This window comes from Salmonella bongori NCTC 12419 (genome assembly GCF_000252995.1).
Classification (GTDB): domain Bacteria; phylum Pseudomonadota; class Gammaproteobacteria; order Enterobacterales; family Enterobacteriaceae; genus Salmonella; species Salmonella bongori.
Genome location: NC_015761.1, coordinates 23569 through 38729 on the forward strand (window position 1 = coordinate 23569; position 15161 = coordinate 38729).

The 15161-nt window shown below is 47.5% G+C and carries 14 protein-coding genes; 11 read left to right on the plus strand and 3 right to left on the minus strand.

Annotated elements, in window-relative coordinates; translation table 11 throughout:
- The first annotated feature begins 262 nt into the window (after positions 1–262).
- From SBG_RS00110 to SBG_RS00155, 10 genes are all read left to right on the plus strand, one after another.
- Complete coding sequence (locus SBG_RS00110) at positions 263–958, plus strand: winged helix-turn-helix transcriptional regulator (protein ID WP_000980854.1); 696 nt, start codon at positions 263–265, stop codon at positions 956–958.
- A gap of 427 nt (positions 959–1385) precedes the next feature.
- Complete coding sequence (locus tag SBG_RS00115; protein WP_000716704.1) at positions 1386–1928, plus strand: fimbrial protein BcfA; 543 nt, start codon at positions 1386–1388, stop codon at positions 1926–1928.
- Between the two features lie 100 nt (positions 1929–2028).
- A complete protein-coding gene (locus tag SBG_RS00120; RefSeq protein ID WP_000754469.1) occupies positions 2029–2715 on the plus strand; it encodes a fimbria/pilus periplasmic chaperone in 687 nt (228 codons plus the stop codon).
- 4 nt (positions 2716–2719) lie between these two features.
- The gene (locus SBG_RS00125) at positions 2720–5341 is read left to right on the plus strand and encodes a fimbrial biogenesis usher protein (protein WP_001244704.1); all 2622 of its coding nucleotides are present in this window, start codon (positions 2720–2722) and stop codon (positions 5339–5341) included.
- The gene (locus tag SBG_RS00130) at positions 5342–6349 is read left to right on the plus strand and encodes a fimbrial protein BcfD (protein ID WP_000825341.1); all 1008 of its coding nucleotides are present in this window, start codon (positions 5342–5344) and stop codon (positions 6347–6349) included.
- Positions 6350–6895, plus strand: a complete 546-nt coding sequence (locus SBG_RS00135; protein WP_001082149.1) for a fimbrial protein BcfE — start codon at positions 6350–6352, stop codon at positions 6893–6895. It abuts the gene before it with no gap.
- A 15-nt stretch (positions 6896–6910) separates the two neighbouring features.
- A complete protein-coding gene (locus tag SBG_RS00140) occupies positions 6911–7429 on the plus strand; it encodes a fimbrial protein BcfF (protein WP_013991351.1) in 519 nt (172 codons plus the stop codon).
- Positions 7395–8126 (plus strand): pili/flagellar-assembly chaperone, encoded by a 732-nt coding sequence (locus SBG_RS00145; RefSeq protein WP_079775181.1) that lies wholly within the window; start codon positions 7395–7397, stop codon positions 8124–8126. Before SBG_RS00140 ends, SBG_RS00145 begins: the two co-directional genes overlap by 35 nt.
- A gap of 65 nt (positions 8127–8191) precedes the next feature.
- On the plus strand, positions 8192–9037 hold the full coding sequence (locus SBG_RS00150) for a DsbA family protein (RefSeq protein WP_000291657.1): 846 nt from the start codon (positions 8192–8194) through the stop codon (positions 9035–9037).
- A gap of 67 nt (positions 9038–9104) precedes the next feature.
- Entirely contained in the window at positions 9105–9389 is a 285-nt protein-coding gene (locus SBG_RS00155; RefSeq protein ID WP_000558465.1) for a hypothetical protein, read from the plus strand.
- A 121-nt stretch (positions 9390–9510) separates the two neighbouring features.
- Here the strand turns inward: SBG_RS00155 and SBG_RS00160 are convergent, their stop codons facing one another.
- A complete protein-coding gene (locus SBG_RS00160; RefSeq protein WP_001248824.1) occupies positions 9511–9960 on the minus strand; it encodes a winged helix-turn-helix domain-containing protein in 450 nt (149 codons plus the stop codon).
- Positions 9961–10701: 741 nt separating this feature from the next.
- On the opposite strand from SBG_RS00160, the gene SBG_RS00165 reads away from it, so the two are divergent.
- Positions 10702–12420, plus strand: coding sequence for an aryl-sulfate sulfotransferase (locus SBG_RS00165; protein WP_001102262.1), 1719 nt, complete (start codon positions 10702–10704; stop codon positions 12418–12420).
- 44 nt (positions 12421–12464) lie between these two features.
- Here the strand turns inward: SBG_RS00165 and SBG_RS00170 are convergent, their stop codons facing one another.
- Together SBG_RS00170 and SBG_RS00175 are read right to left on the minus strand one after the other, a co-directional pair.
- A complete protein-coding gene (locus SBG_RS00170; RefSeq protein WP_013991352.1) occupies positions 12465–14039 on the minus strand; it encodes a bifunctional metallophosphatase/5'-nucleotidase in 1575 nt (524 codons plus the stop codon).
- 101 nt (positions 14040–14140) lie between these two features.
- Positions 14141–14902 carry an outer membrane protein OmpK gene (locus SBG_RS00175; protein WP_001284572.1) on the minus strand — a complete coding sequence of 254 codons (762 nt, stop codon included), beginning with the start codon at positions 14900–14902 and terminating at the stop codon, positions 14141–14143.
- Positions 14903–15161 lie beyond the last annotated feature (259 nt).

Below are 15161 nucleotides of genomic sequence, written 5' to 3' on the forward strand. Positions count from 1 at the left end.
GAATATAGGTTTGAGATTCGCAAGCGATTTCTTTCGAATCTCTTTTCCTGCGCCTCTTCGTCTCTCATTCTTTTTATGTAATTTGTCATCACATACCCATAATCATTTTGTGTTAAGAATTATCTTAATCATAAAAATATTGCGTATTAGTGCTTTGTGGATACAGAAATACTGCATAGTGATGTTATTTATTATTAATTTAAGCGCTTTTTGAGAGGTTATACTGTGGCGCTACATTGGGTAGACAACAGTTAATGAAAAAATGATGAACGAATCTTTGGTTAAAGATAATAATGAGAATTTATTACATTCCTTTCTTTTTTCCCAACAGGCTAAGCCTTATGCAGCAATTGATGCCTTATTTTCGGCATTGTTGCCATTTGGCCAGCCGTTTGCGCTGGGTATCGGCGATGAGTTTTATTTACAGGCAAATGAGGAAAACTACATTGTATTACTGGAGTCAGGAATCGTTTCTTACTGCCGTAATGACAACCGACTCCATATAAGTTCAGCGTTTTCGCCATCAATTGTGGGGATGGTTGATAGTTATGGTGCCACCTATAATGTCCCGACGCGACCAGCGCATTTTCTGCTCGCAGAAACGGTCTGTACGGGTCGATTTGTCCGTTTACCTGATTTTATAAAAATTGTTAATGAATGCGATTTGTGGCACGACGTGGCTCGCTGTCTGGCTTATCGACTAATGGTGATGAGCGCCCGCGATCGGGAATTGGTCGGTGTCGATTCTTATCTTAAAGTCCGGGCGTTACTTATTGAAATCTGGGCTTATCCTCAGGTCTACCGGGAAAATATTATCGTACTGAACTTTATTCAGCAGCGAACGGGGATATCGCGTAGCCGGACCATGAAAATTTTGTCTGAACTGAAAAAAGGCGGCTATATCACTATCGATAATGGCCGACTGACAGCGCTTGGAAAACTGCCTGTAGCATATTGATTTACTTTTCAAAACTAAATTTTTACATATTTTAATGACGTGTGGTTTTTTCTGTTAATAAAATGTTTTAATATCAGTAGGGTTAAAGATTATTTTTAGAAAGTCAATACTGCTAAAGGTCGTAAGCCAGGTGGCTGATGTAAAGTTAATATAAAACAACGAGTTAAATTGGGTCCTTTAAAACCAAACGTCGATGATTGCAACTTGCCTTTGACTTACTAATAATTAATAACATCGTTATCTCATTATAGCGTAAAGATTAACGTATGACGCTGAGCGCTATTTTATTGATGTCTGAGATTTATATCAGAACAAAAAAATGCTTTTTTCGCATAAGAAAAAGTCGTGATATTGCTGCGAAGCAATATCTGCAGTCGTTTTGTGAAAAAACTGAGTACCCTCATTTTTATATTTAAAAGGAGCTTGAATGAAAAAGCATGTATTAGCATTAATGGTCTCTGCTATTGCCTTTGGCGGAATGATCTCTACTGCGCAAGCGGATACTGCGACCGTCTCTGGTGGTACGGTAAATTTTATTGGGCAGGTGGTGGACGCGGCCTGCTCTGTTTCCGCTGATTCTGTCGATCAGACTGTTACATTAGGTCAGGTTCGCGCCAGTAAATTAACCGACGCTGGCATGGTGGCGAATCAAAAAGAAGATTTCACCATAAAGCTGGAGGACTGCGATTCCCAGACCAGCCAGAATGCGGCAGTTATTTTTAATGGACAACAGGACGGTAACCAGCCGGGAGCGCTGGCGAATACCGCCGGGGCTGGTTCGGCAACGAACGTGGCATTACAGCTCTATGGGCCTGATGGTCAGGCACTGAACGTCGGTGAAACGTCCAGCACCGTTACCCTGAATGATGGCGAAAACGTTGTTCCGCTGAGTGTAGATTATATTGCTACAGGCGCAGCGACCGCCGGTAATGTTACGGCGACGGCAACGTTTAGCATGGTTTATTCCTGATTCCGCATCAGGTTTATTTCTTCGTCTATTGGGGGACGAGGAAGGGGCGTTACGCGCGTAATGGCGCGTAACAAACCAACGGCATCAGGATATTAAATAGATGAAAAAAACAGTATCGGTTTTTCTTCGACTATTGCTACTGCTGGTGGCGGCCGGTCTGACACCGGTTGCTCAGGCGGGAGGCATTGCGTTAGGCGCGACAAGAGTCATTTATCCGCAGGGAAGTAAGCAAACCTCTCTGCCGATTATTAATTCTTCTGACAGCAATGTCTTTTTAATTCAGTCATGGGTTGCGAATGCCGATGGCTCACGCTCAACAGACTTTATCGTCACGCCGCCCCTCTTTGTGATACAACCCAAAAAAGAAAATATATTACGGATTATGTATGTCGGACCGTCATTGCCGACCGATCGCGAAAGTGTATTTTATTTAAACAGTAAAGCGATACCCTCTGTCGATAAAAATAAACTGACCAGCAACTCTCTGCAAATTGCGACGCAAAGTGTAATTAAGCTCTTTATTCGCCCGAAAGATCTGGCGGAGGGGGCAACCCATGCCCCGGCGACGCTTCGCTGCCGCAACGAGAACGGCCAGTTAACGATCATTAACCCTTCGCCGTACTATATTTCGTTGGTAGAACTGTACAGCGCCGGGAAAAAACTGCCAAATACCATGGTACCGCCAAAAGGTGCGATCTCTATGCCCGCGCCCATCGGCCTGGTTTCTTTCCGCACGGTAAACGATTTTGGCGCCACAACGCCCTCCCGTGCCTGTTCCGCTTCATGATGTTATGCGAAATAAGCTGTTCATGACGCGATATTTCTTCGGGGGGGTGAAACCCGTGCTGACCGGGCTGGCGCTGGCTATGGCATGGGGGCCTGTGTCTGGTCGGGCGGAAAACTATTTTAACCCGGCATTTTTGTCTGACGACCCGTCGGCAGTGGCCGACTTATCGACTTTTTCCCGTAATGCCCAGGCGGCGGGAACGTATCGTGTCGACGTTTATCTGAATAATACGTTTCTCGCTGCCAAAGATATTGCTTTCCTGGCGGTGAAAACGTCAGGAAAAGGCGCAAAATCCGATGATAGCGGCTTGCGCGCCTGTCTGACGCCTGAAATGCTAAAAAGTATGGGGATAAACACCGGGGCGTTTCCACTGTTGGCTAAGGCAACTGCGGGAAGTTGCCCGGATGTTGCCAGGGCGATCCCCGCCGCCTATACGCGTTTTGATTTTGCGCAGCAACGTCTTGATATTAGCATTCCGCAGGCGGCGCTGATTGCCAGCGCCAGAGGATATATCCCGCCGCAATACTGGGATGAGGGTATTAACGCACTGTTATTGAATTACACGTTTACCGGGGCGAATAGCCGGGATCGCAGCGCAGACGACAGTGCGGAGAACAGCTATTTTCTTGGACTAAATAGCGGCCTTAATCTGGGGGCCTGGCGGCTACGCGACTATTCCACATGGAACGCAAATAGCGGCGATCAGAATAGCAACAGTGACTGGCAGCACATCAGTACCTATCTGGAACGTGATGTGGCCTTTTGGCAGGGAGAATTAACAGCAGGCGATAGCTATACCTCCGCCGCATTATTCGACAGCCTTCCTTTCCGCGGGCTACAGTTAGCGTCTGACGATAATATGTTGCCAGACAGCATGAAGGGGTTCGCGCCGACTATTCACGGTATTGCCAAAAGCAACGCGCAAGTGACCATCCGGCAAAATGGCTACATTATCAGCCAGCGTTATGTGCCGCCCGGTGCCTTTACTATCAATGATCTCTATCCCACTGCCGCCAGCGGCGATTTGACGGTTGAAGTCAAAGAGTCCGATGGCGCTATTAACCGTTATAACGTGCCTTATTCCGCAGTGCCTATTCTGCAACGAGAAGGACGGGTGAAATACGCGGCCACAGTTGCTGAATATCGCGGTGATAGCAGCCAGAAAGAGAAGATAAAATTTGGCCAGGCAACCCTGATATGGGGATTACCGCAGGGTTTTACGCTGTATGGCGGCACGCAACTTTCGAGTGATTATCAGGCGCTGGCGATCGGTAGCGGTGCGAATTTAGGTGACTGGGGCGCAGTGTCGCTGGATGTGACGCAGGCCGCCAGTACACTGGCGGATGGCAGCACTCACCAGGGGCAATCGTTACGTTTCCTGTATGCCAAATCGCTTACGCAGTTGGGAACAAATTTTCAGCTACTGGGTTATCGCTATTCAACATCAGGATTTTATACGCTGGATGATACGGCGTGGAAACACATGAGTGGCTATGACAATGACGATCGGACGGAGAGCGATAAGGCCAGGCCGGAATGGGCAGATTATTACAACCTGTACTATACCCGACGGGGTAAAGTACAGCTCGATATTAATCAGCAGTTAGGCGGGCTGGGATCGCTTTTTATTACTGGCAGTCAGCAAAGCTACTGGCACACTGATGAAACGGCTTCTTTGTTGCAGGTGGGGTACAGCGATACGCTGGCAGGCATTGCATGGAGCATTTCCTATAACAACAACAAATCCGCAGGTGATTCGGCGCGCGATGAAATTTTTGCGTTGAATATCTCGGTGCCGCTAACTCAATGGCTGCAGCACGACGATGCCGTCACGCGCCATCACAATATTTACGCCACCTTTAGCACCAGCACGGACAAACAGCATAACGTCACGCAAAATGCGGGGCTTAATGGCACGTTACTGGATGAAAATAATCTTAGTTACAACATACAGCAAGGTTATCAGAATCAGGGTGTTGGCGAAAGCGGCTCCGCCAGCCTGGAATACGATGGGGCGAAGGGTAATGCCAACATTGGCTACAACGTGAGCGATAACGGCAATTACCAGCAGGTGAATTATGGTCTGAGCGGCGGTCTGGTGGCGCATTCGCATGGAGTAACGCTAAGCCAACCGCTGGGCAATACCAATATCTTGATTGCCGCGCCAGGTGCAGCCAATGTCGGCGTTGTCGACCAGCCGGGTATTCACACGGACAGGCGCGGTTATGCTGTGGTTCCGTATGCGACCACGTATCGCCAGAATCGTATAGCGCTCGATGTCAATGCAATGGCCGATGATGTCGATATCGATGACGCAGTAACCCGTGTTGTGCCTACTGAGGGCTCGCTGGTTATGGCCCGCTTTAAAGCGCGAGTCGGCGCAAGAGCATTATTGACGCTGGATCATGAGGGTAAGCCGGTACCTTTTGGCGCGACGGTAACAGTGAACGATCGCCATGCGGAGGCGATCGTTGACGAGGCCGGGGAAGTTTATCTCTCCGGACTGGCAGCACAGGGTGTTCTGTATGCTCGCTGGGGTAACCTGCCGGATCAACACTGCGTCGCACACTATCAGCTTTCTTCCTCCCGTCAGACGCTGAGTCGACAACGTACGGAGTGTCATTAAATGAAAAGACTTTTTTTATTCGCTCTGCTGACGGGAGGGGGCGTATCGCAGTACGCGTTAGCTGACGTGTGTAAAAATGTTAATGGAACGCCTTCCAGCGTGAATTACGATTTAACGACGACTCTGACGGCAGAACAGAACCAGGTGGGGAAGACGGTCCAACTGGAAAAAAGCCAGGAGGTGAATGTGCAGGCGGTTTGTCCGGCAGGCGCGGCAACCTATAGCCAGACTTATCGCTCTTATGTGTCGCAGTATCCTGTTGTGGAAACGAGCGGTAACTGGAAATATTTAAAGCTGGACCCGGACTACCTTGAAGGCGGAATGCGGATTGTGGACTCCGCAGTAGGCGATATCTATCCGCCAATAAACAATGTCCTAATGGGATATGATGAAAATGTGAAAGCGGGTCAACCATTCTACGTTCGTGACTCAAATCTGGAGTTTCAGCTCAAAATTGTTAAACCGTTCGTCGGCACGGTGAATATTAGTCCTAAGACCATGTTCAATGTTTATGTCACGACTGCCGCAGGCGATCCGTTGTCAGACGTGGTGTACAGCATTATGTATAGCGGAACGGTGACGGTGCCGCAGAGCTGTGAAATTAACGCCGGGCAAACCATTCTTGTCAATTTCGGTTCTTTATACAGCGGCAGTTTCAACCATGCAGGACAAAAACCCAGGGGAACACGGGCGAAAAAATTCAGCGTACCGGTAAAGTGCAGCGGCCTGGATTCGCAGGTCAATTTAACGATGCGTCTTATCGCCATACCGGATAGCCATTTTCCCCAGGCAATCGCTTCGGATAATGCAGATGTCGGCGTGGTGGTCGAAACCGATGAAGGGAGCGCGCTTATTCCAAATGATGCGCAGAGCGTCGCGCCTTTTGTCACCGATAGTGCCGGACGCGCTAACCTCATACTGCAGGCCTACCCGGTGAGTACAACAGGGGAAACGCCCGCGGAAGGCGCGTTTACCGCCTTAGCCAGCCTGCGTGTGGACTTTGACTAAATGAACCGATCATATTTTGTTCTTTTTACCATGGGATTGATGCTGGGTCTGAACATCAATGCCAGCGCTGACAACCTCGCTTATAACCTGGAGTTTACCGGCGCTATTGTGGCGCAAACCTGTGACATAGATATTTCCAGTCTGAGTCAAAGTATTGATTTAGGGCAATTTTCTGTTGCTGATTTTCCTTCATCGGGAACGACGACAAAATTTAAGCCTTTTAATATCAACCTCAAAAATTGCTCCCGAGGGATTACCGGGGCGAAGATCTGGTTTACCGGCGAGCCCGATCCGGACAATCCCGCGCTGTTAGCGATCACCGATACCGGAATGGGAAGCGGAAGTATGTTGGCAAGCGGTGTGGGAGTAGAAATTCTGAATGATGATCAGGATACCGTCAGTATTAATAACGCCGACTCGGTGGTTTATCCGTTGAAAGCCGGACGCAACACGCTGTCTTTTTATATTCGCTATAAATCGACCCGGCCTACGGTCACGTCCGGGAACGCGACGGCGGTGATGTATTTCGATATGCAGTATGAATGAGGAGTCATTGTAATGATGCGTAACGATATCCTGTACGGCATCGGGATGCTGCTGGCGGCATCCGGCGTCCAGGCGCACGATGGCCGGGTCTATGTCTCCGGAACCATCACGGACAATACGTGTTCGCTCTCTCCTGGTTCGGAAAATATTAACGTGGCGATGGACGCGGTTTCTCAACGGCAGTTTTATCGCGCAGGCGACGGTTCCGCATGGCAACCTTTTGCTATCGATTTACAGAACTGCGGCAGCACTGCCAGCGGCGTAACGGTCAGTTTTAGCGGTGCGTCGGACCGTCATAATACGGATTTATTGGCGCTTACGGCGGGAGAAAGCGACGCTTCAGGCATTGGGATTGCGCTTTATGACCAGAATAAAACGTTAATCCCGCTGGGGCAGGAGAGTGATGTGGTCACGCTTACTCCGGGCCAGGCATCGGCGCATTTGCAATTTTATGCGCGTTATCTTGCCGATGGCGGCACGGTGGCCTCCGGTAATGCCAATGCCTCCGCAACCTTCATTCTTGCCTATGAATAAGTTTTTTTTACGCTGCGCGATATGCTGGCTCTTGCTTCCCGCATCGTTGGCGTGGGCTGGCGTGGTGATTGGCGGTACTCGCTTTATCTATCACGCGGACACCGCCGCATTAAGCATACCAGTCAGTAACCATTCAGACGCGTCCTGGTTAATTGATACGCATATTTTATCCGGCGGCCGCTGGCCCGGAACCAAAAACGAAGGGAATATCACGCCATTCGTGGTCACGCCGCCATTATTTATGCTTGCTGCGCGCCAGGAAAACTCAATGCGGGTGGTTTATACCGGCGAACCACTGCCCGCTGACAGGGAAAGCCTGTTTACATTGCGCATTGCCGCTATTCCCTCCGGTAAGCCGGAAGCGAATAGCGTACAAATGGCGTTCCGCTCTGCATTAAAGCTGATTTATCGCCCGGAGGGACTCGCTGGCACTCCACAGCAGGCTTATCGGCACCTGATCTGGTCGCTTACCCGCGATGGGGTGATGGTACGAAATCCTACTCCCTATTACGTTACGCTCTTTTTATTACGCGCTAACGAGCGCGCCCAGGACAACGCCGGGGTCGTGGCGCCTTTTGCAACGCGCCAAACGCACTGGTGTCGGCAAACGGTTCTCTGCACAGTGCGCTGGCAAAGTATTAATGACTATGGGCGGGTGATGCCAGTGCAGGCTGTGGATTTGACGCGTATGCCATAACGTATTTTTCCCCGAGTCTCCCGATGGCGGGAGACTTTTCACTTTTATCGAACGAGACATTTATTATGTATTACAACGCGTTAAAACTTTCCCGGCTGGCGATGCTGGCACTGGCAGGCATTGCGGTATCCGGCGCGGCAATCGCCGCCGATCCTGTATCAGCATCGCACATTGGGTCGACGGCGGAAGCCTACATTGTCAGTCATCCGGATAAAGTGGGGGAGGCGATGGCGACGTATCTGGCTGAACATCCTGAATTTTTGGTCGCCGCCAGCGAGACGTTGCATCAGCGTCAACAAATTGCTCAACAGCAGGCTTATGTTCAACTGGCATTACAGTATCGTACCGACCTGCTAAGTAACAATAGTCCCTCCGTTGGGCCCGCCGATGCAAAAGCGGCAGTAATCATGTTCTTTGATTATCAGTGTTCGTGGTGCAGTAAAATGGCGCCCGTAGTCGAGAATCTCGTCAAAGCGAATCCGGATACGCGCTTTGTTTTCAAAGAGTTTCCTATTTTTTCCTCCCGCTGGCCGGTATCCGGGCTGGCGGCCAGAGTGGGCGAGCAGGTGTGGCTCACCCAGGGCGGGGCGAAATATCTCGACTGGCATAATGCCCTGTATGCTACCGGCAAAGTGGAAGGGCAGCTTAGCGAACAGGATGTTTACACCCTCGCGCAGCATTATCTGACGCAGAAGCAAATAGCGTTAGTTAAACAAGCGCAACGCCGTGGTGCCATTCATGATGCGTTGTTAACCAACGAAGCGCTGGCTCAACATATGGATTTTACCGGTACGCCAGCCTTTGTTGTTATGCCCCAGCAACCGCAGCAAGAGGTGACGCGGATTACCGTTATTCCGGGTAGTACGTCGCAAGACATGTTGCAGATGGCGATTCAAAAAGCAAAAGGATAGTGTTCACTGGTCAGGAAGCGAAAGCTTCTCGTTATTAACCGCCACCAGAAGTGCAGGAAGGCTTATTATGCATGTCAGACACTATGTGACCCCCGCGTTGTGGTTGCCGCTCATGGTTATCGGTGCGGCGCAGGCGGGAAGCCAGATACGGTTTCAGGGAACGGTTGTTGAAGCAGGATGCTGGAATGAGACGGGGGTGCTGGAAGTGCGTTGCCATCGCCAGGACGGCATTGAGCGCCATATTATCGTGGAGAATATGGCTACGTCGATCGCTTCACCGTATGCGGTGGTGGAACCTCATTACCTGGATGAGGACAAACAGCTGACGCTGCTGCGGATTATTTATGACTGAACATAGTATGCCCATCTGAAGGAGGCATAATAACGGTGGTTACGTGCTCCGTTGCTTAAAAACAGAGATGATAACCACCGAAAATATCCGCTTAGTGATCGCCTTATTCTCTCGTACAGCGCTAGAGGCGTATTGGAAGATAAAATACGGCGAGTATCGCTAAAAGAATATAAATGATTACTGCGATGATATTTTTATGCCGGTGTGGTTTTTTACAGGTATAGGGCTGGGGAAGGTCGCTTGTATCAATAACAATGTTTTCATTTATTTTTATACCTTGCCTCGGTAAGGTCATAAATAATTCCTGTAAACCTATTTTTTTCAGATCGCGGCGTAATAAATAAATTAACTGTGTCAGGTTAGCATCGCTGATAAATTTGCCCCGTTCCCCCCAAACGGCGTACGCGACACCTTCACGGGTAATCAACTCCTGATGTGCGTTTTCTATTAAATAGCTCAGGCACCGGGCACGCATAAATGTCATTTTGACCGCTGCATTGCTGCGCAAAGAAGTGATTTCTCTTAATGATTCATTGTAAATAAACTCATTATTTATTTTATGCTGTCTCATGATTACTCCATTTGTGCTTTCAGGCATGACATCCCACTTGTTCCGTATAGTCAGCATCGTTGCAACGTGTCCGCTATGCTATGAGCAAGGATAGGTTGGGGCGACAGGCCTGAGAAATCAACTGTCATTAAATTGGCTAAATTGTTTAAGTGAGATAAATGTTATTGTTTTTGTGTTCTTTTTATGAGCATGTTGATTCTATTTTATCAATATTTAATGAGATATACATATAACGCGTCATTTAAGGATTCTCAAACCATGTTTTTGGGCGACAAATAATATGCATGTCATTATTTTTTATTCAAGTGATGAGAATTGTCTGTTGCGGTTTATTAATTTAAAAGTGCGGTTGGTCACAAAACAAAAAACATAAAAGCAATATTTTGCTTCCGTTTATGTTTAATTTTATTGAGTGTTGCTATAATTTTAGGTTAAGCGTTTTTTTATGTATTTGAATGATAATTTATGTTACCTGGCGTAACGTTTATTTTGGCCTGTTGGCCGGTCTTATGGATGCTATAGGATATAGGTAAAAAGAATTAGATAAATATTTGATAATGACTTGTTTTCTCAGAATGAAAGTTTATGAACCGATGGCGATGTAAAATATTTTTATGATTTGTTTTGTTATTGCGTTATACGTAATAACTATGCTGCACATCTTCGGAATATTACGTTGGACAGGTAGAGGAATTGTCTCTGCATTACAGAAGTCTCATAACGCATAGTCTGGAGATTATTATGAACGTAAACCAACAGTCCTCACTCACCATGCCTGCACCAAGAGCGCCGGTGAATCAGAAAATTGATACCGATAACGCGATGGTGCAAAACCATAACGCCATATACCAGCAGCTCCTCGCCCAAATTCGCGAGGACAATACCTATACACATGCCGTTATTACCCTTAATCCTTATGGCACCGCGCCGTTAAGCCTTTATCTTGGCGTTTGGGTAGAAACCAGTGAAGCGATTGATATTTGTGTGTTTGACAGTGAACAAACAACGGTACCGATTCTTTATCGATACGATGTTCATTTAGGGGCGAACCTGATTCCCGTCAGCGGGTTAGTAGCTGGAGTCAATAATAAAATCACGCTCACTACGGCATCGGGTGATGTCAATTCCTATGTTGTATTGACAGACCCGCTGCCTGCGTCAGATTCCGCAGACGTCACGCTGGGCTTTCCGATTATCAGAGTAACTCAGGCAGCTACCGACCCTGAGCTATTAGGCGATGGGTTATATTTTTCAACCTATTTTGATCGCTATAACCTCGCATTTGACCGCAATGGCATCGTGCGCTGGTATGTGGGCCAGGATATTCCTTCCTATAATTTTGTGCGTATGAATAACAGCCATTTTCTGGCCACCTCCCAGGCCAAAAACCACTGCAAAGATATGTATGAATTTGACCTTATGGGACGTGTCTATACCGTCTGGTTGCTGGATAACCAATGCCATCACTCTATTTTGCCGATCGAAAATAATCTTATCGTTTGTCCATCTGAATACAGTAACGGTCGTCCTGATGAATATTCGACAGGTAAAGATGGTGTTTCGATAATGAACCTGTCAACGGGGCTGGAAGTCGCTTATTACGATATGCTATATGTCATGGACTACTCGCGTGCTCCGCGTCCCTCCGGCAGTGCGCCGGGTCAGGATGTTACCGTCGACGACTGGTTGCATATTAATCAAAGCTATATCAACGAAACCAACAACCTGCTGGTGTGTTCCGGCCGCCATCAAAGCGCGGTGTTTGGCGTTGATGTTGATAGCGGCGCGCTGCGCTTTATTATGGCGACCCATGAGGACTGGTCGGAATCTTTTGCTGAGTATCTTCTTACCCCCGTCGATGAAGCGGGGATGCCACTGTATGATTTGACAACCGCCGAAGGAATTGAAGAAGCGAATAAGAACTTCTGGACCTGGGGGCAGCATAATATTGTGGAAATTCCGACCAGCGAACCGGGTATTGTGGAGTTTCTGGTTTTTGACAACGGTAATTACCGTTCCCGTGACGATGATAGCAGTCTGCTGCCGCCGGATAACTTTAGCCGTGTGGTTCAGTTCCGTATTGACCTGAAGACCATGACCGTAACGCGACCCTATGAATATGGCAAAGAGGAAGTGGGGAGCCGGGGATACAGCAGTTTTGTCAGCGCTAAACATCTGTTAAGTAATGGCAATCTGGTAATTCACTTCGGCGGTAGCACAGTAGATGAGTTTGGTCGTCCGATCTCCTGTCAGCCGGGATCCAGCGATCTCGTTGATCCGAATGAAGGAACGCAGGCGCTAGGTATTCTTGTCTTACAGGAAATCAACAAAGAGACCAAAGCGCTGTTATTTGAGGCGACGGTGACGTCAGGCTATTATAAAAATCAGGAAACCAATGGCGATAATTATCGTTATGATATTTCTGCCTTCCGGGTCTATAAATTACCGCTTTATGAGTAAAACAGATAAAAATGCGGCCGGGTAACGGCCGCATGAGAGTGTTTTTATTTACTGATGTCGTCAACGCGCATAGTATGATCCGGAACGATGTTTTTTACATGTTCCATATAATCAACGATTGCCTGCGAGGTTTGCAGTCCTTTAATGTATTTGACGTTTTTACCTTTCGTGAAGTCAAAGCCACCACCGCCTTTACCGATAAAGGAATCCAGCGCGACGGTATAGAATGTATTGTCTGCGACCGGTTTACCTTTGATATCAAATTCGACAATACGCTGTCCCAGCGGTTTTGTACTGTCGTATTTGAATTTGACCGTTTTCGACACGTGCAGCATGCCGTTTTTCAGGTCGGCGGCGTGAGACATAATCGCCTTCAGGTCTTTACCGCTAATTTCCACGCTCATGACGTCGTTGGTGAATGGATACATGCTCAGCACGTCGCCGTAAGTAATATTCCCTTTCGGCAGTTCGGTACGAATACCGCCAGCGTTATAGAACGATGCATCGGCATACGGCACTTTATACATCAGCGCATCGGTAATCAGGTTACCGGTTGGCGCGGATTCACCGTAGGAACGGGTCAGAATTTCCGGAGAGGTGGCAACCACTCTGTCGGTAATTTTCTTAACTTTGTTTTCCCACTCGTCAACTTTCGCCTGGGTTTGCGGATCCGGTTTATAGGTATCCTGATACATCGTGATCAGCTTGCCATTATAGCTGTCCACTTTTTTGGTTTGCGGGTTCCAGTCGAGAACCAGTTTACCCAGTTCAATGGTGTAGGCATCGGTAGACACGACCAGCGTATCGCCGACTTTAATCGGTTCCGGCGTGCCTTTGTGCGCATGACCCGTGATCAGCACGTTCAGGCCGTAACCGGAGAGGGTTTTGGCCATTTCAACATCGGTTTTCAGCGCACGGGCAACATCCGCTTCACCGGCGCTGGACTGCATACCCGGCACGCCTTCGTGGGCGAGCAGAACAGTAAGATCGACTTTGCCTTTCAGCTCTTCCAGCTGTTTTTTCACGTAGGGGACAGGATCGCGGCAATCGACACCTTCACGTACACCGGCAGCGATAGCTTCATAAAATGCGGAAACACCGTGCATACCGATTACGCCGATTTTGAAGCCGTCTTTTTCGACGATGGTATAAGGTGTTTTAATTAACGGATTATCGGTGCCGCTATAAAAGACGTTATCCAGCAGTACCGGGAATTTTAGTTTACTGAGCTGTTTAACCAGGTTTTGATGACCATGATCAAACTCGTGGTTACCAACGGATACCGCGTCATAAGGCATGGTATTTAAGATATCGACAATCGCTTCACCTTTAGTCAAGGTGCTGATGAACGGGCCGGTAAAATAGTCTCCGGCATCAAAGAAAAAGACGTCTTTTTCTTTTGCTTTGGCGTCTTTAACGATTTTAGAAATAGGGGCAAAACCACCTACCGGACGTGTTTTTGAAACATAAGGAATAATTTCTGGTGAGACGTGAGCATGTAAATCATTTGTGTAATAAATGGTAATGTCACGCGCATCAGCAGAAAAACTAATTGCAGATGACAACCCTATGCAGAGAGAAAGCAACGAGACCGAAAAGTTCTTTTTCATAACAACCATCCATTTATGCTACATTAAAGAATCACAACACACCTTATCCACAACGAAAAGGGAACCGGTGCAAGGGGAATTATCAGTGTTATATTTACAACAAATAACGCTTAGAACGAAAAGCCAATCAGGTAATTCATACGGTCGCCGTAACCATCATAGCCCAGCTTATTATTGAAATAGCGATAGGATACTGAAGCTGTCCATCTGGGCATAAATTTCCAGGTAAAGGTTACCGCGCCGTTTAGACCCGTATGTCCGCCTTGTTGCTCGGCATAGGCGTCATTACGATCGAATTCAACTTCGTTCCAGTTAGAAATAGCGAATGATTCGTTAAACATATCAAAATTATAGGAGGCCACCCAGCCTGCGACATAACCGTTAAAGCCGGTCGCTTGCCCATAGGTTTTTGACGTGTAGTCATTCGACAGGTTATGTACCGCCAGATATGGCTTGATAAACCATGATTTTTCCACCAGCCCCAGATAGCCGATGCCATATAACATATTCAGCTCGTCGCCAAACTTGTTTTCCATAGACATATAGAGTTTGGTCATCAAGGTAAAATCGTAGCCTTCAATCGGGCGATAATGGCCTAAAAATTGAGTAACGTGGTTACGTCCTTCTACCGGATGGTTAAGCACATTCATTTCATAAAAAGAAGCAAACTCACCTCTGTCGAATACAGCGCCAAAATCAGCTACAGCTTTCCAGACTTCGCCACGATCAACATTCACAAAGCCCTTATTCCAGTCACCGTATCCCAGGCTGATTTTGCCATATACGCGTTTTAACTCTGTTGCCTGGCTGCCGCAACAAGTAGCAAGAAGACATGCGCCAAGTATACTCTTAATATAAAGCTTATTTGCCATGCTCAACTCCATGAGGTAATAAAAAGGACAATGTAAATAGCGCGGCGTAGTCGCGACGCGTCAAAAATCGAAGTTTATGGTTTGCAAATTATTGTTTAGGTGATTGATGTCACAAGAATATCAGTCGTGAAATAATTCGTTCTGGGAATGTCATTTTTTGTTGTTTATGTTATTGCAGGCTTTTGATTTTAGGTGTTTTACGCTGATATAAAAATCACGCGCATTCAATAATACAACTGTTATTTTTGCAGGCTGGGCT